This window comes from Streptomyces sp. 891-h (assembly GCF_022760275.1).
Taxonomy (GTDB): Bacteria; Actinomycetota; Actinomycetes; order Streptomycetales; family Streptomycetaceae; genus Streptomyces; species Streptomyces spirodelae.
Genome location: NZ_CP050693.1, coordinates 3,726,222 through 3,751,831, shown reverse-complemented (window position 1 = coordinate 3,751,831; position 25,610 = coordinate 3,726,222). Strand labels below are relative to the sequence as shown.

Sequence of the window (25,610 nt, the reverse complement as noted above, 5' to 3'; positions counted from 1 at the left end):
GTCCGGGCCCCAGTACCCTCTGAGAGTCTCTGAGGCGGACCGGCCCGGTCATGGGCATGGAGAACATGGGGAGCAGGGGTAGGGCATGGAGCCAGCGGCGCACCAGGCGCCCGGGGGGGAAGGCACGCGCGGGATCGCCGCGCTCTCGCTGCCCGCGCGGATCTTCGTGGCGATAGCCGTGGCCGTCGTCACGGTCGGAATCGCGTTCCACGTGGCGATGGTCTTTCTGCAGACGGCGCCGGACAACACCATCAGCAAACGGCACGGGGAACTCGTCGACTCGTACGTCTACCCGGAGTTCGAGCGCAACTGGAAGCTGTTCGCCCCCAATCCCCTCCAGCAGAACGTCGCCGTGCACGCCCGCGCGACCGTGACCAAGCGCGACGGCAGCACCGAGAACACCGGTTGGGTCAACCTCAGCGCCATGGACGGCGAGGCCATCCACGGCAATCCGGCCCCCAGCCACACCCAGCAGAACGAACTGCGCCGCGCCTGGGAGTTCTACGCCGACAACCACGACGAGAAGGGCAAGCCCATCGGGCTGCGCGGCCGGCTCTCCGAGCAGTACATCAAGCGCATCGTGATGCGGCGCTTCGGGCCCGAGCTCAACGGTGGCAGCGTCGAGCGCATCCAGGTGCGCTCCGCCGTCACCCCGGTCGCCCCGCCCGAGTGGAGCGAGGAGAGGGCCCAGGTGAAGACCACGTACAGCACCCAGCCCTGGTGGCAGGTCACCAGCGCCGACCTTCCGGGAGGCGGCAAGTGACGGACGAGGGACGGTACATGGGAACCGAGGGGCCGCGTACCCGGCTCGAACGGTGGGTCTCGCGCGGCCTGACCCGGATCACCGCGCAGGCACTCGGCCCCTACCAGACGGCGATCGTGCGGATCGGGTTCGGCGCGGCGTGGTTCTTCTTCCTGCTGCGCGAGTGGCCGCACCGGCAGGAGCTGTACGGACCGGACAGCCCGTGGGCCTGGGGACTGGCCCGGCAGCTGATCGAGACCAACGACGCCTTCACGGTGCTGATGTGGTCCAGCAGCGACAGCTGGTTCCAGCTCGTCTACCTCGTGGCCATGGCCGCCGCCGCGGCAGTGCTGCTGGGCTGGCACACCCGGGCGGCCACCGTGCTGTTCATGGTCGGGGTGCTCTCGCTGCAGAACCGCAGCGTCTTCATGGGCGACGGCGGGGACAACATCATCCACCTGATGGCGATCTACCTCGTCTTCACCCGCTGCGCCCAGGTGTGGTCCCTGGACGCCCGGCGGGCCAGGCGTGCCCGGGAGCGCCACGCGGCGTCCCCCGACGGACAGTGGGCTCATGGTGAGCCGTCGGCCCCTGGCGAACTCCCGCAGGCCGCCGGGCCCGCGGAGACGACGGCAGGCGTCGGGGGTGTGGTGCTGTGGAGCGCGTTCGGTGCCGTACTGCTGGGCAGCACCGTCGCGGGTGGGCTCAGCATCGGCTGGGCGCTCTTCTTCTGGGCGCTGTGGGCCGCGCACGGCCTGTGGTGGGCCGTCAACCGGGCCGCCGTACGAGGCGGCGCGGCGGTGCGCGAGATACGCGACGTGTGCGACATCCTCGCCAACCTCGTCCACAACGGCGTGCTGCTCGTCGTCATGATCGAGGTCTGTCTGGTCTACTCGACGGCCGGCTGGTACAAGATCCAGGGCAGCCGCTGGCAGGACGGCACGGCCGTCTACTACCCGATGAACCTGGACTACTTCACGCCCTGGCCCGAGCTGAGCCACCTGCTCGCCGGCAACGGCGTCATGATCTTCCTGGTCACCTACGGCACCGTCGCCACCCAGGTCGCCTTCCCCTTCACCCTGCTCAACAGGCGGGCGAAGAACGTGCTGCTGACCTTCATGATCATGGAGCACCTCAGCATCGCCGTACTGCTCGGGCTGCCGTTCTTCTCGCTGGCGATGATCGCGGCCGACGCGGTCTTCCTCCCCACCGTCTTCCTGGTGTGGCTCGGCCGCCACACCGGAGCGCTGGGCGGCCGGGTGCGGGGTCTCCTGCCGGGCGGCGGCCCCAGGGCGCCCCAGCCGGTGCCCGAGCCGGTCGCCGAGGTCCCTCAGGTGTCGGCGTACGGGCCGGGCGGGCAGCCGTAGGGTGGCCGGGTGACGGGTGAGACAGCCGAGACGGCCGAGAGCCGGTGGGCGCGGTACGCCGAGCAGGGCGTGCTGCTGGACGGTTTCCACGCGCTGAAGCACGCGCTGCGGTTCGGCGCCCGGGTCCCGGTCGCGCTCGCCACCGACCGCCGTGCGGCGCTGGCGCTCGCCGCCGAGCTCGCGCCCGACCTGACCGGAACACTCGACGGGCTGCTGCGCGAGGTGTCGGGTTCGACGCTGGGCGCCCTCGTGCCCCGACCGCACCCCACAGGTGTGGCGGCGCTCGCGCTCCCTCAGACCACCGCGCTCCCGGCCGCACCGGAGCGGGAAGCCCCGCTCGTCGTCCTCGACAACCCGCGCAATCTGGGCAACGTGGGCGCCGTCGTACGGCTGGCGGCCGGCGCCGGTGCCGCCGGGGTGCTCACCACCGGTGACCTCGACCCCTGGCACCCCGTCGCGGTACGCGCCGGTGCCGGGCTGCACTTCGCCACTCCGGTGCAGCGGCGCCAGGTGGCCGGGCTGCCGGACGGCCCCGTGCTGGCCTTCGACCCGGAGGGCGCGGACCTGCGCTCCGTCGACGTGCCCGCCGGAGCGCTGCTGGCCTTCGGTTCGGAGCGGCACGGCCTCTCACCGCAGATGCGCGCCCGCGCCGACAGCCTGGTGGCTCTTCCGATGCGCCCCCAGGTCTCCAGCTACAACCTGGCCACCAGCGTCGCGATGGCGCTGTACCACTGGCTGGCCAGGCCGAGCTGACGTACGCCTTTGCGGGCAGGGCCGTGCAGGCGGCTACAGGTAGGGGCCGCCCGTGCGGCGGTGTGCCTCGTTCGGCTGGCCGCCCTCGTCCGGCATGACGCCGGGCGGCAGCGCCCTGCGCATCTGCTCCAACTGGGCGCGGGCCGCCATCTGCTGGGCGAACAGCGCGGTCTGGATGCCGTGGAAGAGCCCCTCCAGCCAGCCGACCAACTGGGCCTGTGCGATGCGCAGCTCGGCGTCCGTGGGCGTCGACTCCTCGGTGAAGGGCAGGGACAGCCGCTCCAGCTCCTCGATCAGCTCAGGAGCGAGCCCGTCCTCCAGCTCCTTGATCGAGCTGGTGTGGATCTCCTTCAGCCGCGCCCTGCTGGCCTCGTCCAGCGGTGCCGCCTTCACTTCCTCGAGAAGCTGCTTGATCATGCTGCCGATCCGCATGACCTTCGCGGGCTGCTCCACCATCTCCGTAACAGGGACCTCAGCCTGCTCATCGCCCTCGCCGTCGCCGTTGCCCTTGGCGGCGGTGCCCCCGAGAGCCATCCCGTCCGGGCCCACGACGAGGACCTGCGGGCTCTCCTGCGACTTCTCGTTGCTCGGCTGTGTCATGCCCCCCATTCTGCATCCGTCGGGCGGGCGACGCCGAGCGAGGGCCGAACCTCAGCGTCGGCGCAGCCGCAGCGCCAGGAAGGCGAGCCCCAGCCCCATCAGCGTCAGCCCCGTGCCGAGCGGCAGTACGGGCAGCACCTGCCCGGACGGCTGCGCTGCGACACGGTCGCCCTGTCCGTCCGCGCCGTCGCCATCCGGGCCGTCGGGCGCGTACAGGTCGTACTTGCCGATCGACTGGCCGGGCGGGCGCGGTGCGGTGGGGTTCCCGAACGAGGAAGGGGGACGCAGGCCGGACTGCTCGTTCGGGTGACGTACATGTTCCCGGCGCTCCTTCTCGCGCTGCCGCTGCTCCGCTTTACGACGTGCGCGCTCCTGCCGCTCGCGCAACTGGCGCTCCGCGCGCCGGTGCCGCTCCTTCTGCCGCTCGCGCCGCTCCTGCTCCTCGGCACGCTCCTTCCGTTCCCTGCGCTCTTCGCTCTCCTCGCGCTTTTCGCGCTTCTCCTCCCGTTCCTGCCTGTCGCGCTCTCCCCGTCGCTGCTGCGCCTCGCGCTGTTGCGCCTCGCGCTGTTGCTCCGCGCGGCGCTGTTCCCGCTGTGCCGCTCGCTCTTCCCGGTTTCCCTCCTCGTTTCTCTCCTCCCTGCCGTCCCGCTCCAGGAGCGCCTGGACGACCGGGGCGCCGGGCGGGCGGCCAAGGCCCTCGGAGAGGCGCGGACCCGGCTCCGGGGCGCCGGACAGCGGTGACCGGGCGCCCGGCTGCGGGAACGAGGGAAGCTGCGGCAGTTCGGGCAGCCGGGGGGCTTCCGGAAGCCGGGGGGTCTGTGGCGGCCGGGGTGGCTCGGGCAGGTGAGGCGCTTCCGGCAACAGCGATGACGGGGTCGGCAGGGCCGACCCCAGCAGGGGTGCCCGCAGCAGGGGTGAGTCCTGCTCTTCCGGCTCCTCGGGCGCCTCCGAGGCGCCGGCCGAGTCGGTCGCGCCGACCGACTCGGATGCCACGGGCACCTCCGGGAGGGGCGCCCAGGTGTGGCCGGGCGCCGCCTGGCCGGTCAGGGGTTCCGGATGGTCCCCCGCAGTGGCGACAGGCGCGGGAAGCGCAAGAAAAGCGCAGGTCAACAAGGTGACCGCAGTGCTCCGTCGCTGAGTGTGCCGCACGACCGTGACCCTTCCGAGCTGGATGGTCCGCAGACCAGACCAGCGTCACACGAAGGGACAAAACCGGCATTTCGGATAAGGGGATCGGGTGAGCGGAGGGCTCCATACGGAGCTGCTCCGCCTCCGTCCTGGCTCCCGCCCCCACCCCCGGCTCCCGCCCCACCCCCGGGGCCGACCCTCAGCCGGTCGTGGTCAGCAGGATCTTGCCCACATGGGTGCTCTCGTCCAGCGTGCGGTGCGCACGGGCCGCCTCGCGCATCGGGACGGTGCTGTCGATCACCGGCCGCACCCGGCCGTCGGAGAGCAGCGGCCAGACGTGCTCGCGTACGGCCGCCACGATCGCCGCCTTCTCGGCCGGCGGCCGGGCCCGCAGCGAGGTGGCCGTCACCGCGCCGCGCTTGGCCAGCAGCGCGCCCAGGTTGAGCTCGCCCTTGGTGCCGCCCTGCATACCGATGACCGCGAGCCGGCCGTTGACCGCGAGGGCCTTGACGTTCCGCTCCAGGTACTTGGCGCCCATGTTGTCGAGGATCACGTCGGCGCCCGCGCCGTCGGTCGCCGTGCGCAGCTCCTCGACGAAGTCCTGCTCGCGGTAGTTGATCAGGATGTCGGCGCCGAGCTCGGCGCACCGCTGAAGCTTCTGAGCAGTACCCGCCGTCACCGCCACCCGGGCGCCCACCGACTTGGCGAGCTGGATGGCCATGGTGCCGATACCGCTGGAGCCGCCGTGCACCAGCAGGGTCTCCCCCGGGCGCAGATTCGCCACCATGAAGACGTTCGACCAGACGGTGCAGGTGACCTCGGGGAGACCGGCGGCGGTCCTGATGTCCATGCCGTCGGGGACGGGCAGCAGCTGCCCGGACGGTACCGCGACCTTCTCGGCGTAGCCGCCGCCACCGAGCAGCGCGCACACCTTGTCGCCGACCGCCCAGCCGGACACGCCGGGGCCGACTGCGGAGACCCGGCCCGCGCACTCCAGGCCCGGGTAGGGGCTCGCACCCGGCGGCGGATCGTAGAAGCCCTGGCGCTGCAGAACGTCCGCCCGGTTGACGGCGCTCGCCGCGACGTCGACGAGGACTTCGCCCTCCCCGACTTCCGGGTCCGGGACCTCGGCCCAGACCAGCGCCTCGGGGCCGCCGGGTTCGGGAATCGTGATCGCATGCATGCGGCCGACGCTACCCGCCCCCGCTCGGTGGGCCACGGGGCGGGCGGTGGGCCGGTCAGGCGGCGTAGGTGAAGCGGAGCTTCTGGTCCGGGGTCGGTACATACGCCTGGTGGCAGCCGGTGCAGAACCAGAACCAGGAGTCCTCCTTGCCGGGTCCCGTCTCGCGCGTGTCCTTCCACAGCAGGCGTGCCGGGCAGTTGGGGCAGGTGGGCGGCGGGTCCATCGCGTCATCGTCACGCGTCGGCCGCGCTGGGGGCCGTCAGGCGCAACCACAGTCACCTGAAGGGATGAGAAGGGCGGCTGACCGCCCCCCGACATCTGCTCCTGCCGTATCCCGCCTGCTCCCGCCTGCTCCCGCCTACCGCGCGTCGCCCCGTCGCTCGCCGGGTTCCGGGCGTGTCCGCGAGGCGCGGTGGATGACGACCAGCCGGTCGGTGAGCTCCAGGGTGGCCGCCTCCGGATCGTCGTAGGCGAGGATGCGATGGCCGCGCACGACGGAGACGACCAGGTCGGCGCAGTCCCGTGGGGAGCCTCCCGCCTCGGCCTTGGTGACGGGGCGCTCCTTCAGGTCGAGCCCGGTGCCCTGCTGGATGAGGTCCTCTATCACCGAGCTGGCGTTCGGGCTGAGCATCGCGAGACCGAGCAGCCGGCCCGCCGCGCTCGCGCTGGTGATGACCTGGTCGGCGCCCGACTGCCGCAGCAGGGGCGCGTTCTCCTCCTCGCGCACCGCCGCGACGATGTTGATGCGCGGGTTCAGCTGCCGTGCCGTCAGCGTCACCAGCACGGAGGTGTCGTCACGCTGGGGTGCGATCACGATCTGCTTGGCCCGCTGCACCTCCGCCCGTATCAGCACCTCGCTGCGGGTGGCGTCGCCCTCCACCCCGGCGAAGCCTTCCGCGTTGGCGGTTTTGACGGCCTGCGCGAGCGGGTCGATGACGACGATCCGGTCGCGGCTCTGCCCGGTCGAGAGCAGGGTCTGGACGGCCGAGCGGCCCTTGGTGCCGAATCCGACGACGACGGTGTGGTCGCGCAACGCGGACCTCCAGCGGTTCAGGCGCCACTGCTGGCGGGTGCGGTCCGTCAGCGCCTCGAGCGTGGTGCCGATGAGAATGATCAGGAACAGCACGCGCAGCGGCGTGATGACGAGCGTGTTGACCAGCCGTGCGCTGTCGGACGCGGGGGTGATGTCGCCGTAGCCGGTCGTGGAGAGCGTGACGGTGGTGTAGTACAGGCAATCCAGAAAGGACACGCCGGCGTCGCTGTTGTCCACATAGCCGTCCCGGTCCAGATAGACCAGCAGCACCGTCACCCACAAGACGACGAGCGCGGTCAGCAGCCGCCGGATGACCTGCCGCTGCGGACTGATGTCCGGCCGCGGCAGCAGTACCGAGCCCTGGGGCCGCGTCGCACCGCCCGCTCCCGTGCCGCCGGGCCGCTTCACCACGGCAGCTCCAGTACGGGCACGTCCGTGCCGGGTGCGCCGCCGCCGGGCGGCACCACGGCCAGCGCGTCGCAGGAGGCCACCCCGCGCAGCATGGCGGGACCGGAGTACCGCAGGGGCCGGATACGCGCCCGGATACCGGAACCCTCGTACCGTACGGGCACCAGCCGCGTGTCGCGCGGGTGGCCGGAAACCTCGGCGCCCAAGGTGGCCGCGCGCGCCTCCGGTTCGGTCCGGCCCGCGAGTGCGCGCAGCAGGGGAGCCGCCAGGGTGACGAGTCCGGAGAGCGCCGCCAGCGGATTGCCCGGCAGTCCGACCAGATACCGGTTGCGCGGTTGCTTTCCCGCCCCTCGCGGTGCTGTCGCCGGTCCCAGTGCGGCCAGCAGCATGGGGTGCCCGGGGCGGACGCGTACTCCGTGCACCAGCAGTTGTGCTTCCAGGCGGCGCAGCGTCGGCTGGAGGTGGTCGACGGGGCCGCTCGCCGTGCCGCCCGTGGTGACGACGACATCGGCCGTCGTGGTGGCCACCGCCTCGTGCAGCGCCTCCGCGTCGTCCCCCAGCAGCCGGGTGACGGTCACCTCGGCGCCCAGGGCCGTCAGCCACGGCTCGACCATCGGCCCGAGCGCGTCCCTGATGCGGCCGTCGCGCGGCAGTCCGCGGTGCAGCAGTTCATCGCCCAGGACGAGCACTTCGGCTCTCGGGCGCGGCACGGCCGACAGTTCGTCGTAACCGGCCGCCGCCGCCAGCCCGAGCACGGCGGGGGTGACGGTCAGCCCGGCGGGCAGCAGTTCGTCTCCCCTGCGGCACTCCTGTCCGCGCGGACGGATGTCGGTTCCGGGCTGCGGGGGAGTGGCCGTGCGCAGCCGCGCGCCGGTCCGCTGGGCCGCCTCCGAGCGCAGTACGGCGCTGGTGCCGGGCGGGATACGGGCACCGGTCGCGATGCGTACCGCCTCTCCGTCGGCGAGCTGCGGCGGCTCGGAGCGGTCACCGGCCAGGACACCGGGGCGCTCGGTGCCGTCCGCCGCGCGGGCCGGCTCCCAGGGGCCCGGCCCCGACACCGCCCAGCCGTCCATCGCCGAGGTGTCGAACGACGGCAGGTCTGTCAGGGCACGCAGCGGCGTGGCGAGAGTGCGGCCCAGAGCGTGCGCCAGTGGCACGGTTTCGGCGGGCAGCGCGGTTGCCGCCGAGGCCGCCAGCGCGACGGCCTCGCGCCAACTGGGCGGCGGCTTGCGCGCGCTGTTCCCGGGCCCTTGCGCGTGCCCGGGCTGGTCCGCTTTCCCGGAACCCTCCGCGGGATGGTGAGCGCCCCCTCGCGGGGCCTCCGGGGTGTGCTGCGGCGGGCCGTTCCGGTGCCGCCCTGGGCCCTCCCCGGGGTGGCCCGGCGGGACGGGGCCGGTGCTGCCGGCACCGCCGCGACCGCCGCTGCCGCGTTCGTCACCGTCCCGCTTGTCGCCGTGTGGGCCGTGTTCGCCGTGTTGGCCGCGTTCCCCGCCTGTGCCCCGGCCTCCGTGGCCGCCGGCCTCGCCGGGGCGACCGTGGTCCTGGTGCTCTCCCATGGGGCCCATCGCGCTCCCGGCGCTCTCGGCGTTCTCGCCCCACTCGATACGGCGGATGCGCTTCAGGCGTGGCGCGGGTGGCGGCTCCGGGCGGGTCCGGCCGCTGTTGGCGAGGGCGATGGCCTCGTCGAGTTCGTCGGCGCCGCTCATCGGCCGTCGCTGCCCTCGGAGTTGTCGGAGTTCTCGGCGTTGTCGGAGGTCCCACCGGCCTCGTCGGCCCAGCGCCGGGCCAGCCGCGCCGCCGCCTCGGCCGCCCGTTCGACGTCCTGCGCCGAACCGCCCGCGCGCGCCGCCGCATAGCCCACCAGGAACGTGGTGAGCGGCGCCGCCGGGCGCGCGACACCGTGTGCGGCGTCCCTGGCGAGGTCGAGCAGCGCGGCGGTGTCGACGTCGAGCTCGATGCCGAGTTCGGCCTTGACCGCGGAGATCCATTCATCCAGCACGGTTTCATGCTCCCTGATGCGGGCCCTCGCTGTGGCGATGTCTTCCCAGGTGTCGCAGTCGAGTGCGGCGGCGGTGACGGAGGGAGTGGTCACCCGGTGCAGCATCAGCCCTTGGAGCACCATGCGCAACGGCAGACCCACGAGTGTGCCGTACTCGGTACGCAGCAGCGCGAGTTCGCGGCGCAGCGGCTCCATCCGGTAGGCGGCGAGCAGCGGTTGGTCGCGCCCGTCGTACGCGACCGCCACCTCGCACCCGTCGGGTACGGCGACCAGCGCGCGCACCGCCCGCTCCGAGAGGAACGGCAGATCGGCCGAGACGACCAGCACGGTGCCGACCGGGCCGTCCGCTGCGGCGGGGCGGTGCCGTGCCGGGCCCTCCAGCGCGTCCAGGCCCGCTTGCAGCGCCACGAGCGGGCCGCCGCCGGGCGGCTCCTCGCGGGCCCACAGCACCGGGCGGTACGTCGGCCGGCGCGGGCCCACCACCACCGTGGCGGTCGCGTCGGCGCACGCCGCCAGGACGCGGTCGAGCAGCGGCCTGCCGCCCACCGTCACGGCGGGCTTGTCGGCGCCGCCCAGCCGCCTCGCGCCGCCACCGGCGAGGACGAGCGCCGCGTACGGGCGCACGGCGGCACCCGGTGAGGCGCCCGGCGCCGCACGCGGCCGTCCGGCGGCCTCACGCGCGGTCTGCGGGCGGTCGGGCGGTCCGGCCGCTGAGGGTGGTCCTGGAGCCTGCGTCACGCCTCAGAGCGTACGGAAGTCAGAGCGTGCGCAGCAGCCTCGCCGGATGCTCGACGCAGTCCGCCACATGGCGCAGGAAGCCGCCTGCCGTGCCGCCGTCGCACACCCGGTGGTCGAAGGTGAGCGACAGCTGTACGACGCTGCGGACGGCCAGCTCGTCGTCGACCACCCACGGCTTGCGGGCGATACGGCCGACGCCCAGCATCGCGGCCTCCGGATGGTTGATGATCGGGGTGGAGCCGTCCACGCCGAAGACGCCGTAGTTGTTCAGCGTGAACGTGCCGCCCGTCAGCTCGGCCGGGGTGAGCGTGCCCGCGCGGGCGGCCTCGGTGAGCCGGGCCATCTCGGCGGTGAGCTCTTCGGCGCTCAGCGTGTGCGCGTCCCGTACGACTGGTACGACGAGCCCTCTGTCGGTCTGTGCGGCGAACCCCAGATGCACCTCGGGCAGTACGACGATCTCGCGTGCCTCGGTGTCCACCGTCGAATTGAGCTCGGGGAACCGCGCCAGTGCCGCCGTGCACACCCGTCCCAGCAGCGCGAGCAGCGATATGGACGCGGGGGAGCGGTCCTGTGCGGTGGCGGCGTTCATCTCCTTGCGCGCGGCGAGGAGTTCGGTGGCGTCCGCGTCCACCCAGCAGCTGGCGTCCGGGATCTCGGCCCAACTGCGAGCGAGCCGTTCGGCAGCCGTTCCGCGCCTGCCGCGCAGCGGGATACGGCGCTCCCGCGGCGCCCTCTCCGGCGCGCGACCGCGCTGAGCGGCACCGTGCTGGGTGCTGCTCTCCCGTACGGTGCTCTCCCTCCCGGTGCGCACGGCACGCTCCACATCGGCCCGCAGGATGAGACCGTCCGGGCCGCTGCCCGTCATCGTGCGCAGATCCAGTCCGTGCTCACGGGCCAGGCGGCGCACCAGCGGAGAGATCACCGGGACGGGGGCGCCCCGGTCCGCGCCGGACCGGAGCTCCTCCCCTGCCCCCGTCCCCGCTCCGGGCGCGGCGAGGCCGGGCGGGCGCAGGGCGGCACGGGGCCGGCGCCCGGTGGGCTCCGCCGTCCCATAGCCGACCAGCACATTGCCCGAGCCGCCCACGTGTTCCGGCTCAGGGGCGGCAGCCGCCTTGCCGCCGGGGCTCACCGCGACGGTGACCAGGGGGGCGCCCACGGCGACCTCGGCGCCCTCCCCGGCGGCGTGCGAGGTGACCACTCCGGCGTACGGGCAGGGGACCTCGACCAGCGCCTTGGCCGTCTCCACCTCGACGACCGGTTCGTCCACCCGTACGGTCTCGCCGACCGCGACCAGCCACCGGACGATCGTCGCCTCTGTCAGCCCCTCCCCCAGGTCCGGCAGGGTGAACTCGCGTACCTCGCCCATCAGACGGCACCTCCGCCCCGGCCCTGGCCGAAGCCGCCGCTCTCGGTGAAGCCGCTCTCCCACTGGAGCCGTGCGACGGCGTCCAGAACCCGGTCGACACCCGGCAGGTGGTGTCGCTCCAGCATCGGCGGCGGGTAGGGGATGTCGAACCCGGCGACGCGCAGCACGGGCGCCTCCAGATAGTGGAAGCAGCGCTCGGTGATCCGGGCCGCGATCTCGCCGCCGGGCCCCGCGAAACCGGGCGACTCGTGCACCACCACGGCCCGCCCGGTGCGCCGTACGGAGGCGGCGACCGTCTCCTCGTCGAAAGGCACCAGGGAGCGCAGGTCGATCACCTCGAGGTCCCAGCCCTCGGCGCCGTTTCCGTGCTCCTCGCGCGCGGCCTCGGCGGCCTCCAGACAGACCGGCACGGACGGGCCGTAGGTGATCAGCGTCGCGGAGCTGCCCCGCCGCCGTACGACGGCCCGGCCGATACCGGGCACCGCCTCCGGTTCCTGCGGGTCCCAGTCGGCCTTCGACCAGTAGAGCCGCTTGGGTTCGAGGAAGACCACCGGGTCGTCGGATGCGATGGAGGCGCGCAGCAGCCCATAGGCGTCGGCGACCGTGGCGGGGGTGACGACGTGCAGCCCCGGGGTGGCCATGTAGTACGCCTCCGAGGAGTCGCTGTGGTGCTCCACGCCTCCGATGCCGCCGCCGTAGGGGATGCGCACCGTCAGCGGCATGGGCATCTTTCCGCGGGTGCGGTTGCGCATCCGGGAGATGTGCGAGACCAGTTGCTCGAACCCGGGGTAGGCGAACGCGTCGAACTGCATCTCCACGACCGGCCGCAGCCCGTACATCGCCATGCCGGCCGCTGTGCCGAGGATGCCCGCCTCCGCCAGCGGTGTGTCGGTGCACCTGTCGGGGCCGAACTCGGCGGTGAGCCCGTCCGTCACCCGGAAGACGCCGCCCAGGGTGCCCACGTCCTCACCGAAGACGTGCACATCGGGGTCGTCGGCCATGGCGTCCCGCAGGGCGTGGCGCAGGGCCTGGCCCATGGTGGCGGACTTGCGGTCCGCCGCTGCCGCCGCGGGCTGTCGCACCGCTGTGCTCATCGGGTCTCCTCCCCCGCTGTCGTGCTGCCCGCTGACTGTGCGGCGGTGGCCGAGCGCTGCTCCGCCTCCAGCTCGGCCCGCAGCTGTTCCGCCTGGTCGCGCAGCTGCGGCGTCGGCTGCGCGTAGACGTGCGCGAACAGCTCCGCCGGGTCCGGCTGCGGGTCCTGGTGCATCCGTTCGCGCAGCTCGGCGGCCTGCCGCTCGGCCGCCTCCGCGGCCTCCCGGACGGTCGCCTCGTCGAGCAGTCCGCGGTCGCGCAGCTCGCGCTCCAGCAGGGTGACGGGATCGTGCTCCCGCCAGGCCTCGACCTCCTCGTCGGTGCGGTAGCGGGTCGCGTCGTCGGCGTTCGTATGAGCCTCGAGCCGGTAGGTGACCGCCTCCACCAGGGTGGGGCCGCCGCCGGCGCGGGCGCGGTCCAGCGCCTCGCACAGCACCTCGTGCACGGCCACCGCGTCGTTGCCGTCCACCAGCCGTCCGGGGATGCCGTAGCCGACCGCCTTGTGCGCCAGGGAGGGCGCCGCGGTCTGCTTGGCCAGCGGTACGGAGATCGCGAAGCCGTTGTTCTGCACCAGGAAGACGGCCGGTGTCCGCCATACGGCGGCGAAGTTCAGCGCCTCGTGGAAGTCGCCCTCGCTGGTGCCGCCGTCGCCGACCAGCGCCAGCGCGGCCACATCGTCGCCCTTCAGCCGCGCGGCGTGGGCCAGCCCGACCGCGTGGGGCAACTGGGTGGCCAGCGGGGTGCACAGCGGCGCGACCCTGGTGCCGGGCGAGTCGTAGCCGTGGTGCCAGTCGCCGCGCAGCAGGGACAGCACCTCCACCGGGTCAAGACCGCGCGCCACGGCCGCGAGCGTGTCGCGGTAGCTGGGGAAGAGCCAGTCGCGCTCACCCAGCGCGAGCGCCGCGGCGACCTGGCAGGCCTCCTGGCCCCGCGACGACGGGTAGACCGCCAGCCGGCCCTGGCGGGTCAGCGCGGTGGCCTGCTCGTTGAACCGCCTGCCGCGCACCACGGCCGCGTACAGCCGGCGCAGCAGCCCCGCGTCCGGACCCGGTGCCCCGTCCTGGGCCGTACGGGTCCCGCGGGTCCCCAGTACGCGGTAGGGCTCGGCGTCGGGGAGGAGCGGTGCGGCGTCCGTACGGGGACGCCACGAGGGGGGAGGCGCGGGGGCGTAGGCTCCTGGCTGCTCTAGGACCGTCATGACGAGCACCTCCTCGTGGGCGGGCTGCGGCGCGGGCAGGCGGGGTACGCCTGACACATCGGCCTGCTGGCGCGCCGGCCTGCCGATGGCCGTACCACCGGCAGGCCGGGCCGGTGACCGAGTGGGCCACCCCTACCGATTGTTCGGTCGCCGGCACATTTTGGCTACGGGTGGCCCCGGCCTGTGGACAACTGGCCCGCAAAACCGTTCGATGACCGCAGAGTGTCCATTCAGGGGAGGCGAGGGACCGTGCGGGGTGAACAGATGGCCAACGATCCCGAGGAGGCGGGACCGCACGCCGGGCACCGGTTTCCCGCCCGGCCGCTGGACGCGATAGACCGCGACATCGTGCGTCTGCTGCGCGCTGACGGGCGGGCCTCCGTCCGCTCGGTGGCCGAGCGTGTGCACGTCTCCCGTGCCAACGCCTACGCCCGCATCAACCGGCTCATCGACGACGGGGTGATCCGGGGCTTCAGCGCCCGTATCGACCAGGAGCGCGCGGGTCACGGCGCCTCCGCCTACATCACCCTCAAGATCGTCCAGGACTCGTGGCGCAGCGTCCGCGAGAAGCTCCAAGAGCTGCCGGGCGCGGCCCACATGGCGCTCGTCAGCGGCGACTTCGACGTACTGCTGCTGGTGCACACGCCGGACAACAGGGCGCTTCGCGACCTCGTCCTGACGCGAATCCAGTCGATGCCGGAGGTGCTGAGCACCCGCACCCTGCTGGTGTTCGAGGAGACCGACCTGGAGCCGGGGCCCTGACGGACCTGGAGCCCGGGCCCTGCCGGATCGGGAGCCGGGGCCTCAGGGAGGCGCGGTCAGCTCGTGCGCAGGCCCGCAAAGGCGGTGCGGACCACGGCCTCGGCGACCTCCGCGCTGGTGTTCGAGCCTCCGGGTGCGGAGGAGTCGCCACCGGCGGCGCCGTTGTGCGCGGCGCGGTCCGGGCGGTACCACTCGGCGATCGAGTTGATCATGCCGAACAGCAGCCGGGTCGCCAGCCGCGCGTCCACATCGGAGCGCAGGTCCCCCTCGGCCGCCGCCTGCTTGACCAGCTCGGCCACCCGCTGGTCGAACTCGCGCCGCCGGGACATCGCCCACAGCTCGGTCTCGGTGTTGCCGCGCACCCGCAGCAGCAGCGTCACATAGGGCAGCTCGGCCATCAGGACCTCGACCGTGCGGCGCGTGACGTGCTCCAGCCGCTCCACGGCCCGCCCCTCGCGCGCCGGGGCCTCCTCCAGCACCGCGAACAGCCCGTCCAGCGCGCGGCTTATTCCCCGGCGCAGCAGCTCCTCCTTGCCGCGCACATGGTGGTAGATCGACGACTTGGAGATGCCGGCGGCCTTCGAGAGGTGCTCCATCGAGGTGCCGTCGTAGCCCCGCTCGTTGAACACCCGCACGGCGACGGAGAGCAGCGAGTCGGGCGTGTAGGTGTCGCGCTTGACCGTGGGCATGCGGCCGATGCTAGCCGGGCGGCCCGCGGGGCCTTCCGGGCGCTGGGCGAAGTTGTCCACAGGTCTCCGGACCCCCTTGCACCGACCGATCGTTCGGTAGCAGTATCTACCAGGTGAGCGGCCGCGGCAAAGCCGTCGCCACCCGCATTCCGTCCCAGCTCAGCGAGGAGTTGGTCCCGCGTGACCACCGGTATCGGAACGACCACTGCCCAGCTCATCGACAAGCACCGCCCCACCCTGGACCGCGCGCTGGAAGCGATCCGCAGCAGGGAGTTCTGGACCCCGCATCCCGAGCACCCCAAGGCGTACGGCGAGGGCGCGGCCGAGGAGGGCAAGGCGGCCTTCGACGCGCTGCGCGGCAGCCGCTTCGAGCTGCCGGGCCAGCCGGTCTCCGGCGAATGGGTGGCCTCCGAGGTGTCGCCGTACGGGCTGGAGCTGGGCATCTCCTACCCCCGCGCGGACGAGGGGGCGATCGACGCGCTGCTGTCGGTGATGCGCGGGGGCCTGCCGGCCTGGCGCAAGGCCGGAGCGGAGGCGCGCGCGGCGGTGTGCCTGGAGATCCTGGCCCGGATCAGCGCCCGCACCCACGAGTTCGCCCAGGCCGTGATGCACACCAGCGGCCAGGCGTTCATGATGGCCTTCCAGGCGGGCGGCCCGCACGCGCAGGACCGCGGTATGGAGGCGGTGGCCTACGCCTACGCCGAGCAGGCGCGCACCCCCGAGCGTGCCGCCTGGGAGAAGCCGCAGGGCAAACGGGAACCGCTTCGGGTCACCAAGGAGTTCACCCCGGTCGGACGCGGTGTCGCGCTGCTGATCGGCTGCAACACCTTCCCCACCTGGAACGGCTTCCCCGGCTTCTTCGCCTCGCTGGCGACCGGCAACGCCGTGCTGGTCAAGCCGCACCCGCGGGCCGTGCTGCCGCTCGCCCTGACGGTGCGGATCGCCCGCGAGGTGCTGGCGGAGGCGGGGTTCGACGCCGATCTGGTGGCGCTGGCAGCCGAGGCGGAGGGCGACGGCATCGCCAAGGACCTGGCCACCCGTCCCGAGATCCGGGTGATCGACTACACCGGGGGCTCGGCGTTCGGCGAGTGGCTGGAGGCCAACGCCCGGCAGGCCCGGGTCTACACCGAGAAGTCGGGCGTGAACACGGTCGTCATCGACTCCACCGACGACTACCAGGGCATGCTCGCCAACCTCGCCTTCTCCCTCTCCCTCTACAGCGGCCAGATGTGCACGACGCCGCAGAACCTGCTGATCCCGGCCGGCGGCATCACCACCGAGTCCGGCCCCAAGTCCTACGACGAGGTGGTGGCCGACCTCGCCGGAGCCGTCGGCAAGCTGCTCGGCGACGACGCGCGGGCCAACGCGCTGCTGGGCGCCCTCGTCAACGACCAGGTGCGGGAGCGCCTGGAGGCGGCACCCTCGCTGGGCGAGGTGGCGCTGCCCTCCCGCGCTGTGGCCAACCCGGAGTTCCCCGGGGCCACGGTGCGCACCCCCGCCCTCGTCAAGCTGGACGCCACCAAGCCGGAGGCGGAGGCGGCGTATCAGCAGGAGTGCTTCGGCCCTGTCGCCTTCGCGGTGGCCGTCGGCTCCACCGAGGACGCGCTGGAGTTGCTGCGCAACACCCTGCAGGCCAAGGGCGCCATGACGGTCTCCGCCTACACCACCTCGGCGCAGGTGGCCCGCCAGGTGGAGGAGGTGTGCTTCGACGAGCCCGCGCAGCTCTCGCTCAATCTGACAGGCGGTGTCTACGTCAACCAGACGGCCGCCTTCAGCGACTTCCACGGCTCGGGCGGCAACCCCGCGGCCAACTGCGCACTGTGCGACGGGGACTTCGTCTCCGGCCGGTTCCGAGTGGTGGAGGTGCGCCGGATGACACAGGAGTGAGCCGGGGCGGCCCGCACAGCACGGTGCCCCCGGGCGGGACACCCGGGGGCACTCGGCGGCACTCGGCAGCTTTCAGTGGCTCTCAGCGGCTCACTGGCTCTCGGCGGACGGCACGTCTCAGTCGGCCGGCTGGCCGGTGGAGACCGTCAGGTCGATCTTGTCCTTCTTCGGGTCGAAGTCGTCCAGGGAGTCAGGGCTCTGCTCCAGGACGGTGTTCTTCCCCCAGACGTTCTCGTCCTCCTTGGTCACCTCACCGAGCTTCCAGCCGGCGGCGCGCAGGCAGGCCTTGACGGAGGTGAGGTCCTTGATCGTCAGGTCGGGGACCATGACCTTGCTCTTGTCGCTGTAGGACTCCGTGGCGTCGGTGCACTTCGAGGAGTCGATGGTGCGGCTCTTGTCGGGTCCCTTGAAGCCGCCGGAGTCCGAGCCGCCGCTGTTGGTGGTGTCCCCCTCGTCGGTGGTGGCGGTCGGGGAGGGCTTGGGCTTGGCGGTGGGCTTGGGGTCGGGGTCGTCCCCGCCGTCGGAGAGCCCGATGATCACAAAGACCAGGGCGACGATGACGGCCACGGCTGCCAGGCCGTAGCCGGCCATGGCGCCGGGCGAGGGCTTCTTGCCGCCCGAGCCGCCGTTGCCGCCAGGCGTGGACCCGTGCGCACCGATCGTGTAGGGCGGCGGCGTGGAGGGGCCGGCCGGGGACGCCTGCGGGTAGCCGTAGCCGGGACCGGGCACGGGGGAGGTCTGGGTGGGGGGCGGGGGGGTGGAGGGGCCGAACCCCCCGCTGTTGTACGGCCCCGGCTGCCCTTGCCCCTGCCCCTGCCCCTGCGGCTGGTACGGCGTCTGCACCCCGCCCTGCTGCGGCTGGGAGGCGGCGTCGACCGGCGGGAAGACGGCCTGGCCCACGCCGGCGCCGCTGTTGGCGGGCGGACCGCCGCTGATGATGATGGGCGAGGCCCCGGCCGCGACGCCGGAGCCGCCGATGCGGGTGCACTCGTCGTGCATCGCCTCGGCCGACGGGAAGCGCTCGTTGGGGTTCTTCTTCAGGGTCCGGGCGACCAGCGCGTCCACCGCAGGGGGGATGGACTGGTTGATGGAGGAGGGCGTGGGCGGCTCCTCCTGGACGTGCGCGTAGGCGATGGCCAGCGGCGAGTCGGCGTCGAACGGCAGCCGCCCGGTGAGCAGCTCGAAGAGCATGATGCCGACCGAGTACAGGTCGGAGCGGGCGTCCACGCCGCGGCCGAGGGCCTGTTCCGGTGAGAGGTACTGCGGGGTGCCGACGACCATGCCGGTCTGTGTCATGGATGTCACACCGGACTGCATGGCGCGCGCGATGCCGAAGTCCATGACCTTGACCACGCCACGCTTGGTGAGCATCACGTTTCCGGGCTTGATGTCCCGGTGCACGAGGCCCATCTCGTGGCTGACCTCGAGGGCCGCCAGCACATCGCCGGTGATCTTCAGCGCTTTGTCGGCCGGCATCGCGCCGTACTGGGCGATGTCCTCGTCCAGTACGGTGCGCAGCGGCTTGCCCTCGACGTACTCCATGACGATGTACGGCACCAGGGCGCCGTCGATCTCGTCCTCGCCGGAGTCGAAGACGGAGACGATGTTGGTGTGCGTCAGCTTGGCGACGGACTGCGCCTCGCGGCGGAACCGCTCGCGGAAGGACTGCTCCCGGCCGAGTTCGGTGTGCAGCGTCTTGACCGCGACCTGCCGGTCGAGCACGGAGTCGTAGGCGAGATAGACGGAGGCCATCCCGCCGGCGCCGAGCAGTGAACGGAGCTGGAAACGCCCCCCGCCGACCATGCGGCCCAAGTAGTTGCCGGCCGCCTGTGCGCCGTCGTCGCTCATCTGACTGCTTCCCCCTCGGCGGCGCTGCCCCCGTGCAGGTACGTTGAGTGATCCTTGACCCTGATACTGGCCCAAGTTTGCCCGGGGGTTCGGTCACGTCAAGTTCGTTGCCCGTTCCGTGACCGAATGCGCATACGCCCTTCGCGAGCGGCGCCCCGGACGGTTCCACGAGCGTAGAGGGTGCCGCTCAGCGGCTGTGCGCAGGGTGTGCGCGGGGGTGTGCGCGAGGGGTGCCGCGGGGCCGGGGCGGAGAGGGGGCGGGGGCGGTCGCGGGGGGTTGTTGTGACGTTCTTGAGACCGACTTGCGGGGGCGCCTCTCAGCTTGTTGGATGACCACTCCTTGGCTTCGGTATTCCGTCCCACCCATTCCACCCCCCGCGTGCCTGTAGCCTCCTTGGGGGGAGTGTCCACCGCGCGCAAGCCCGCGGATTCGAATCGACGGCGAGGACTGATGGCACAGACGCAAGCCGCCGGGGGCCCTTCGGACCCCGACGCGACGGGCGGCGGCTCCCTGCCCGATTCGCCGGAATTGTGGGGCAACAACGGCCTGGTCGGCGACGGCAGGTACCGCCTGACGCACCGCCTCGGCCGTGGTGGCATGGCCGAGGTGTTCGGCGCCGAGGACCTGCGCCTCGGCCGTACGGTCGCGGTCAAGCTGCTGCGCTCGGACCTGGCCGAGGACCCCATCTCCAAGGCGCGCTTCACGCGCGAGGCCCAGTCCGTCGCGGGCCTCAACCACCACTCCGTCGTCGCGGTCTACGACTCGGGCGAGGAGTTCATCGGCGGCAATGTCACGCCGTACATGGTGATGGAGCTGGTCGAGGGCAGCACGATCCGCGATCTGCTGCTCAACGCCGACGCACCGCCGCCGGACCAGGCGCTGGTCATCGTCTCCGGGGTGCTGGACGCGCTGGCCTACAGCCACCAGCACGGCATCGTGCACCGTGACATCAAGCCCGCCAACGTGATCATCACGCAGGGCGGCGCGGTCAAGGTGATGGACTTCGGCATCGCCCGCGCCATGCACGGCGCCTCCAACACCATGACGCAGACCGGCATGGTGATGGGCACCCCGCAGTACCTCTCCCCCGAGCAGGCGCTCGGCAAGACCGTCGACACCCGCTCCGACCTGTACGCCACCGGCTGTCTGCTGTACGAACTGCTGACCCGGCGTCCCCCGTTCACGGGTGAGACGCCGCTGTCGGTCGTCTACCAGCACGTCCAGGACGACCCGGTGCTGCCGTCCGAGGTCTCGGACGCGGTGCCGCCGGAGCTGGATGGCCTGGTCATGCGGGCGCTGGCCAAGGATCCGGACGACCGGTTCCAGTCGGCCGAGGAGATGCGCGGGCTGACGCAGTACGCGCTGCAGATGCTGCACGAGCAGGGCAGCCACACCGGCGGCCTGTGGAACACCGGCCCGGCGGCGCACACCGGGGGCTCGACCCAGGTCATGGGCGTCGCGGGGGCGGGTGCGCGCCCGCACCCCTCGCACTCGGACACCTCGCAGATGGGCGCTCCGCTGCTGGCCGGCCCCCGGGACGACGACGGCGGCTTCGACGGCGGGCCACGGCGCGGCGGCAGCGGCGGTCGCGGTGGCGGCAAGGGCGTACGGTACGCGCTGGTCGCCTTCCTCGCGGTGATCGCCATAGCGGGCGGCATCTTCTACGCGCTCAGCGCCAACAACGGCAAGGGCGACAAGCCCGACAACACCAAGCCGAGCACGTCCCAGTCGGAGAAGCACAAGCCCTCCAAGGAGCCGTCGGCCACTCCCACGGAGACCGAGCAGGAGCAGCCGGGCACCTCGGACGGCACCGGCGACTGGACGCCGAGCGACCGGCCCTCGCAGTCGTATCCGAGCCAGACGCAGCCGAGCCAGACGCAGCCCTCGCAGACCGGCGACCCGAGCCAGACGGAGGGCGGCGGCAACGACGGCGGGTCGGGCGACGGCGGCGACGGCGGCAAGCCGAGCAACAGCCAGTCGCCGCCCTCCGGTGGCGACAACGCCGGAGGCGACAGCCAGGGCGGCAACGGCGGGTCGGGCGAAACCGGCACCATTACCGGTACCGAGGAGTAGGCCCCGCGACCCCGGGGGCAGGTACCGGCCCCGGCCGGGCGACTGCCCCCGCCGTGCGTCAGCCGGGTGTTGACGCGCTGTCCACAGGGGGTTGACGAGGCGGCGCCGGGCCCTCGGAGGGCTCTACGATGCGGCCGTGCAGCCGTCTTCCCCCGCCCTCACGGAGGGCACGCTCCACACCCTGTTGCGGCAGTACGACGGTGTCGGGGAGCCCCTCTCCTGCACGCCTGTCTCGCACGGACTGCTCAATCGCGGCTACCGCCTGACGACCACACGCGGCCGCTACTTCCTCAAACACCACCTCGACGGCCCGGGCTCGCTCGGCCGCATCGAGCGCCAGCACCGCGCCACGGCGCGGCTCGCAGCGCTGGGACTGCCCGTCGTGCCGGTGGTTCCGGCGGTGCGGGCGGCGACGGGGGCCCGGGTCCGTACCGTCGCCGTCGCCGGGAGGCGCTGCTTCGCGCTGCACCCGTGGATCGAGGGCACGCACCGGCACGGCAGCGAGCTGACCGTGGCCCAGTCGCAGGTGCTGGGCGCGCTGCTGGGCCGGGTGCACGTCCGGCTGGCCCGCGCCCTGCCTCGGGCGCCGCACACCAGCCATGAGAGCGCCGATCCGGCGGCGACGTACGACGAGATCGGGGCGCTGCTGGAGCGGATCAGGGCCCGTGGCCGCCGGGACAGCTTCGACGAGCTGGCCGAGCACCGGCTCACCGAGCGCCGGGAGCTGCTGCGCCGCTACGCGGACCAGCGGCCCGCCGCCGTTCCTGCCCGGTTCACCGGCTGGGTGCACGGGGACTTCCACCCGCTCAACCTGCTCTACGCGCCCACCGGGCGCAGCCCCAGGCCGGTGGCGATCCTGGACTGGGACCGGCTGGGGGTGCACCCCAGGGCCGAAGAGGCGGTGCGCGGCGCGGCGATCTTCTTCCTGCGTCCCGGTGGCACGCTCGACCTGCGCAAGGTGCGGGCCTTCGCACGCGCCTACCGGGGCGGCGCGGGTGCTTCCCGCGAGGAGCTGGCCGCCGCCGTGCACCGGGTGTGGTGGGAGCGGCTGAACGACTTCTGGATGCTGCGCTGGCGCTACCAGTTGCGCGATGTACGCGCCGACCCGCAGTTCCCGGCGGCGGCAGCGCTGGTGGTGTGGTGGAGCGGCCACTACGAGGCGGTGCGGGCCGCGTTCTGCGACTGACGCGCGGTACCGAGTCAGTGCCCGGAGGTGCGGAGGCGGGCGATGTAGGCGGCGGCCTGGGAGCGGCGCTCCATGCCGAGCTTGGCCAGCAGCCCTGAGACGTAGTTCTTGACGGTCTTCTCCGCGAGGTGGAGGCGCTCGCCGATGGCCCGGTTGGTCAGCCCTTCCCCGATCAGCTCCAGGATCGCGCGTTCCTGCGCGGTGAGCGCGGCCAGCCGGCCGTCCTGTCCTACGGCGCTGCCCCGGCCGTGCAGCCGGTCCAGTACGCGCCGGGTGGCGCCCGGGTCCAGCAGCGAGGCGCCCGCTGCCACGGCGTGCACGGCCTGCACCAGCTCGCTGCCGCTCAGGCCCTTGAGTACATATCCGGAGGCGCCGGCCACCACCGAGGCCAGCAGCGCCTCGTCGTCCGCGTAGGAGGTGAGCATCAGACAGCGGATCGACTCGTCCCGGGAGCGCACCTCGCGGCAGACCTCGATACCGCTGCCGTCCGGTAGCCGTACGTCCAGAATGGCGACGTCGGGCCGGGCTTCGGCGATGCCGTCGAGCGCGTCGGCCGCCGTTCCCGCCTCGCCGGTGATCTCCACGCCGCTGTCGGCCGCGAGCATGTCACGTACGCCCCGGCGGACGATCTCGTGATCGTCGACCAGGTATACCCGGGTTCGTCCGTTTTCGGGCACCTGTCCAGTCTCACATATTGATCCCCCCTTCACTCTTCCCGGGCTCCCGCGCCCCGGGTTACCGTGCGGATGTCCGCGGCTCGCGAGGCCGTGACCAGTGATGTCCCGACTCGGTGCACAACTGCTCGGACTTCCTCGTTCTTACTTGGATTTCCGAGCAAAGTTGCAGGTCAGGGCCGCCTCGTGCGTCTATGGAGATGCCAGCCATGGCTGGGGCGTCCCGACCGGGGTCGGGACAGCGGGCCGCGACCGGGACAGCAGTCACCACCCGGTGCCGACCGCGACGCTCCCACCCCGTGCGCCGCACGGGACCGGGCGAGCCTCCCCCCGCCAGTGGGCGGGGGAGCCCCAGGTCACCGGCAATCCCGGGGGCCGGACAGACGGAGGAGCACACGTGACCGTGGAGAGCACTGCCGCGCGGAGCACCGCGCGCCGCAGCGGCACCGGAGGAAAGCGCGCCACCCAGGCCGCCACCAGCGGCAAGGCAGCCGAGAACGGCGCCGCCGAGGCCCCCGAGGCCCCCGAGGGCGCGTCCGCGCAGGGGAAGCCCCGCAAGTCCGCTGCGAAGTCCGGGGGGAAGGCCCCGGCCAAGACCCCCGCCAAGGGCGCCCGGAAGCCCGCAGCCAAGAGCGCAGCGAAGCCCGCAGCCAAGAGCACGGCGAAGCCCGCCTCGAAGGCCCCGGCGAAGAGCGGGGCCGCCGCCAAGGCCCCGGCCGGAACGGCGGCGAAGACCCGTACGCGGGCGGCCGGCGCCAAGGCCAAGGCGTCCGCGAAGGCCGGCGCCGACGGCTCGGGGCACACCGATCCCGAGCTGGTCCAGCTGCTGACGCCCGAGGGTGAGCGCGTCACCCATCCGGAGTACGACGTCGACCTGAGCGCCGAGGAGATCCAGGGGCTCTACCGCGACATGGTGCTGACCCGGCGCTTCGACGCCGAGGCCACCGCGCTCCAGCGCCAGGGAGAGCTGGGTCTGTGGGCCTCGCTGCTCGGCCAGGAGGCGGCGCAGATCGGCTCGGGCCGCGCGCTGCACCCGGACGACTACGTCTTCCCCACCTACCGCGAGCACGGCGTCGCCTGGTGCCGCGACGTGGACCCGACGATGCTGCTGGGCATGTTCCGCGGGGTGAACAACGGCGGCTGGGACCCCAACAGCAACAACTTCCACCTCTACACGATCGTCATCGGCTCCCAGGTGCTGCACGCCACCGGGTACGCGATGGGCGTGGCCAAGGACGGCGCCGACTCGGCGGTGATCGCCTACTTCGGTGACGGCGCCTCCAGCCAGGGCGACGTCGCCGAGGCGTTCACGTTCTCGGCCGTCTACAACGCGCCGGTCGTCTTCTTCTGCCAGAACAACCAGTGGGCGATCTCCGAGCCCACCGAGCGCCAGTCCCGGGTGCCGATCTACCAGCGCGCCCAGGGCTTCGGCTTCCCCGGCGTCCGGGTGGACGGCAACGACGTGCTGGCCTGCCTCGCGGTGACCAAGGCCGCCGTCGAACGGGCCCGCTCGGGCGAGGGCCCCATGCTGATCGAGGCGTTCACCTACCGGATGGGTGCCCACACCACCTCCGACGACCCCACGCGCTACCGCACCGACGAGGAGCGCGCCGCGTGGGAGGCCAAGGACCCGATCCAGCGGCTGCGCAGCTATCTGGAGAACGAGAAGCTGGCCGACGACGCCTTCTTCGCCCGCATCGAGGAGGAGAGCGAGGCGATGGGCCGGCACGTGCGCGAGGCGATCCGTACGATGCCCGACCCCGACACCATGGCGATCTTCGAGAACGTCTACGCGGACGGGCACGCGCTGGTGGACGAGGAGCGCGCCCAGTTCGCCGAGTACCAGGCGTCGTTCGCGACCGAGTCCGACAGCGGCTCCGCCGCGGTGGAGGTCAACTGATCATGGCTGTCCAGAAGCTTCCGGTCGCCAAGGCGATCAACCTCTCGCTGCGCACGGCGATGGAGAACGACCCCAAGGTCCTGGTCATGGGCGAGGACGTGGGCAAGCTCGGCGGCGTCTTCCGGGTCACCGACGGGCTGCAGAAGGACTTCGGCGAGGACCGGGTCATCGACACCCCGCTGGCCGAGTCCGGCATCGTCGGCACGGCGATCGGGCTGGCGCTGCGCGGCTACCGGCCCGTGGTCGAGATCCAGTTCGACGGCTTCGTCTTCCCCGCCTACGACCAGATCGTCACCCAGCTCGCCAAGATGCACGCGCGGGCACTGGGCAAGATCAAGCTCCCGGTCGTCATCCGGATTCCCTACGGTGGCGGCATCGGCGCCGTCGAGCACCACAGCGAGTCCCCGGAGACGCTGTTCGCGCACGTCGCCGGGCTCAAGTGCGTCTCACCGTCGAACGCGGCCGACGCCTACTGGATGATGCAGCAGGCGATCGAGAGCGACGACCCGGTGATCTTCTTCGAGCCGAAGCGGCGCTACTGGGACAAGGGCGAGGTCGATCCCTCCGCCATCCCGGCGCCGCTGCACTCCGCGAAGATCGCCCGCCAGGGCAGCGGGCTGACGCTCGCCGCGTACGGGCCGATGGTGAAGGTCTGCCTGGAGGCGGCTGCCGCCGCCGAGGAGGAGGGCAACTCGCTGGAGGTCGTGGACCTGCGTTCGATGTCCCCGATCGACTTCGACACCCTGCAGCGCTCCGTCGAGAAGACCCGCCGCCTGGTGCTCGTCCACGAGGCCCCGGTCTTCCTCGGCACCGGAGCCGAGATCGCGGCGCGCATCACCGAGCGGTGCTTCTACCATCTGGAAGCACCGGTGCTGCGTGTCGGCGGTTTCCACGCGCCGTACCCACCGGCCCGGCTGGAGGACGAGTACCTGCCGAACCTGGACCGGGTGCTCGATGCCGTCGACCGCGCGCTGGCGTACTGA

General features: G+C 72.6%; 22 protein-coding genes. 9 read left to right on the top strand and 13 right to left on the bottom strand.

Features of this window, described 5'->3' with window-relative positions:
* Window positions 1–85 precede the first annotated feature (85 nt).
* The 3 genes from HC362_RS16305 to HC362_RS16295 are packed head-to-tail and all read left to right on the top strand — an operon-like array spanning window position 86 to window position 2,862.
* Window positions 86–763 (top strand): DUF5819 family protein, encoded by a 678-nt coding sequence (locus HC362_RS16305; RefSeq protein WP_209266009.1) that lies wholly within the window; start codon window positions 86–88, stop codon window positions 761–763.
* Window positions 764–780: 17 nt separating this feature from the next.
* Window positions 781–2,109 (top strand): HTTM domain-containing protein, encoded by a 1,329-nt coding sequence (locus HC362_RS16300; protein WP_243088632.1) that lies wholly within the window; start codon window positions 781–783, stop codon window positions 2,107–2,109.
* Window positions 2,110–2,118: 9 nt separating this feature from the next.
* Complete coding sequence (locus tag HC362_RS16295; RefSeq protein WP_243084688.1) at window positions 2,119–2,862, top strand: TrmH family RNA methyltransferase; 744 nt, start codon at window positions 2,119–2,121, stop codon at window positions 2,860–2,862.
* A 33-nt stretch (window positions 2,863–2,895) separates the two neighbouring features.
* Here the strand turns inward: HC362_RS16295 and HC362_RS16290 are convergent, their stop codons facing one another.
* The 10 genes from HC362_RS16290 to pdhA (HC362_RS16245) form a co-directional block, all read right to left on the bottom strand.
* Window positions 2,896–3,462 (bottom strand): proteasome activator, encoded by a 567-nt coding sequence (locus HC362_RS16290; RefSeq protein WP_243084687.1) that lies wholly within the window; start codon window positions 3,460–3,462, stop codon window positions 2,896–2,898.
* Between the two features lie 51 nt (window positions 3,463–3,513).
* Window positions 3,514–4,455 carry a hypothetical protein gene (locus HC362_RS16285; protein ID WP_243084686.1) on the bottom strand — a complete coding sequence of 314 codons (942 nt, stop codon included), beginning with the start codon at window positions 4,453–4,455 and terminating at the stop codon, window positions 3,514–3,516.
* A gap of 334 nt (window positions 4,456–4,789) precedes the next feature.
* On the bottom strand, window positions 4,790–5,773 hold the full coding sequence (locus HC362_RS16280) for an NAD(P)H-quinone oxidoreductase (protein ID WP_243084685.1): 984 nt from the start codon (window positions 5,771–5,773) through the stop codon (window positions 4,790–4,792).
* 55 nt (window positions 5,774–5,828) lie between these two features.
* The gene (locus tag HC362_RS16275) at window positions 5,829–5,996 is read right to left on the bottom strand and encodes a hypothetical protein (protein WP_243084684.1); all 168 of its coding nucleotides are present in this window, start codon (window positions 5,994–5,996) and stop codon (window positions 5,829–5,831) included.
* Between the two features lie 135 nt (window positions 5,997–6,131).
* Window positions 6,132–7,214: a potassium channel family protein gene (locus HC362_RS16270; protein ID WP_243088631.1), complete on the bottom strand. Its 1,083-nt coding sequence runs from the start codon at window positions 7,212–7,214 to the stop codon at window positions 6,132–6,134.
* The gene (locus tag HC362_RS16265; RefSeq protein WP_243084683.1) at window positions 7,211–8,920 is read right to left on the bottom strand and encodes a molybdopterin molybdotransferase MoeA; all 1,710 of its coding nucleotides are present in this window, start codon (window positions 8,918–8,920) and stop codon (window positions 7,211–7,213) included. Before HC362_RS16265 ends, HC362_RS16270 begins: the two co-directional genes overlap by 4 nt.
* Window positions 8,917–9,837, bottom strand: a complete 921-nt coding sequence (locus HC362_RS16260) for a DUF6457 domain-containing protein (protein ID WP_243088630.1) — start codon at window positions 9,835–9,837, stop codon at window positions 8,917–8,919. The genes HC362_RS16265 and HC362_RS16260 overlap by 4 nt, the downstream gene beginning before the upstream one ends.
* A 133-nt stretch (window positions 9,838–9,970) precedes the next feature.
* Window positions 9,971–11,317, bottom strand: a complete 1,347-nt coding sequence (locus HC362_RS16255; protein WP_243084682.1) for a dihydrolipoamide acetyltransferase family protein — start codon at window positions 11,315–11,317, stop codon at window positions 9,971–9,973.
* A complete protein-coding gene (locus tag HC362_RS16250) occupies window positions 11,317–12,411 on the bottom strand; it encodes an alpha-ketoacid dehydrogenase subunit beta (protein ID WP_243084681.1) in 1,095 nt (364 codons plus the stop codon). The genes HC362_RS16255 and HC362_RS16250 overlap by 1 nt, the downstream gene beginning before the upstream one ends.
* Entirely contained in the window at window positions 12,408–13,607 is a 1,200-nt protein-coding gene (gene pdhA, locus HC362_RS16245) for a pyruvate dehydrogenase (acetyl-transferring) E1 component subunit alpha (RefSeq protein WP_243084680.1), read from the bottom strand. Before pdhA (HC362_RS16245) ends, HC362_RS16250 begins: the two co-directional genes overlap by 4 nt.
* A 264-nt stretch (window positions 13,608–13,871) precedes the next feature.
* Here pdhA (HC362_RS16245) and HC362_RS16240 point away from each other — a divergent pair, with 264 nt between their 5' ends.
* Complete coding sequence (locus tag HC362_RS16240) at window positions 13,872–14,369, top strand: Lrp/AsnC family transcriptional regulator (protein ID WP_243084679.1); 498 nt, start codon at window positions 13,872–13,874, stop codon at window positions 14,367–14,369.
* Between the two features lie 56 nt (window positions 14,370–14,425).
* Here HC362_RS16240 and HC362_RS16235 read toward each other — a convergent pair whose 3' ends face one another.
* The gene (locus tag HC362_RS16235) at window positions 14,426–15,058 is read right to left on the bottom strand and encodes a TetR/AcrR family transcriptional regulator (protein WP_243084678.1); all 633 of its coding nucleotides are present in this window, start codon (window positions 15,056–15,058) and stop codon (window positions 14,426–14,428) included.
* Window positions 15,059–15,238: 180 nt separating this feature from the next.
* Between HC362_RS16235 and paaN the strand changes: the two genes are divergently transcribed.
* Window positions 15,239–16,945 (top strand): phenylacetic acid degradation protein PaaN, encoded by a 1,707-nt coding sequence (paaN, locus tag HC362_RS16230; protein WP_243084677.1) that lies wholly within the window; start codon window positions 15,239–15,241, stop codon window positions 16,943–16,945.
* Window positions 16,946–17,062: 117 nt separating this feature from the next.
* Here paaN and HC362_RS16225 read toward each other — a convergent pair whose 3' ends face one another.
* The gene (locus HC362_RS16225; RefSeq protein ID WP_243084676.1) at window positions 17,063–18,793 is read right to left on the bottom strand and encodes a protein kinase; all 1,731 of its coding nucleotides are present in this window, start codon (window positions 18,791–18,793) and stop codon (window positions 17,063–17,065) included.
* Window positions 18,794–19,244: 451 nt separating this feature from the next.
* On the opposite strand from HC362_RS16225, the gene HC362_RS16220 reads away from it, so the two are divergent.
* Together HC362_RS16220 and HC362_RS16215 are read left to right on the top strand one after the other, a co-directional pair.
* Window positions 19,245–20,867: a protein kinase gene (locus tag HC362_RS16220; RefSeq protein WP_243084675.1), complete on the top strand. Its 1,623-nt coding sequence runs from the start codon at window positions 19,245–19,247 to the stop codon at window positions 20,865–20,867.
* A gap of 136 nt (window positions 20,868–21,003) precedes the next feature.
* Entirely contained in the window at window positions 21,004–22,053 is a 1,050-nt protein-coding gene (locus tag HC362_RS16215; protein WP_243084674.1) for a phosphotransferase, read from the top strand.
* Between the two features lie 14 nt (window positions 22,054–22,067).
* Here HC362_RS16215 and HC362_RS16210 read toward each other — a convergent pair whose 3' ends face one another.
* Window positions 22,068–22,730: a response regulator transcription factor gene (locus HC362_RS16210; protein WP_279240108.1), complete on the bottom strand. Its 663-nt coding sequence runs from the start codon at window positions 22,728–22,730 to the stop codon at window positions 22,068–22,070.
* Window positions 22,731–23,124: 394 nt separating this feature from the next.
* On the opposite strand from HC362_RS16210, the gene pdhA (HC362_RS16205) reads away from it, so the two are divergent.
* Window positions 23,125–24,627 carry a pyruvate dehydrogenase (acetyl-transferring) E1 component subunit alpha gene (pdhA, locus tag HC362_RS16205; RefSeq protein ID WP_243084673.1) on the top strand — a complete coding sequence of 501 codons (1,503 nt, stop codon included), beginning with the start codon at window positions 23,125–23,127 and terminating at the stop codon, window positions 24,625–24,627.
* A 2-nt stretch (window positions 24,628–24,629) separates the two neighbouring features.
* The gene (locus HC362_RS16200) at window positions 24,630–25,610 is read left to right on the top strand and encodes an alpha-ketoacid dehydrogenase subunit beta (RefSeq protein ID WP_243084672.1); all 981 of its coding nucleotides are present in this window, start codon (window positions 24,630–24,632) and stop codon (window positions 25,608–25,610) included.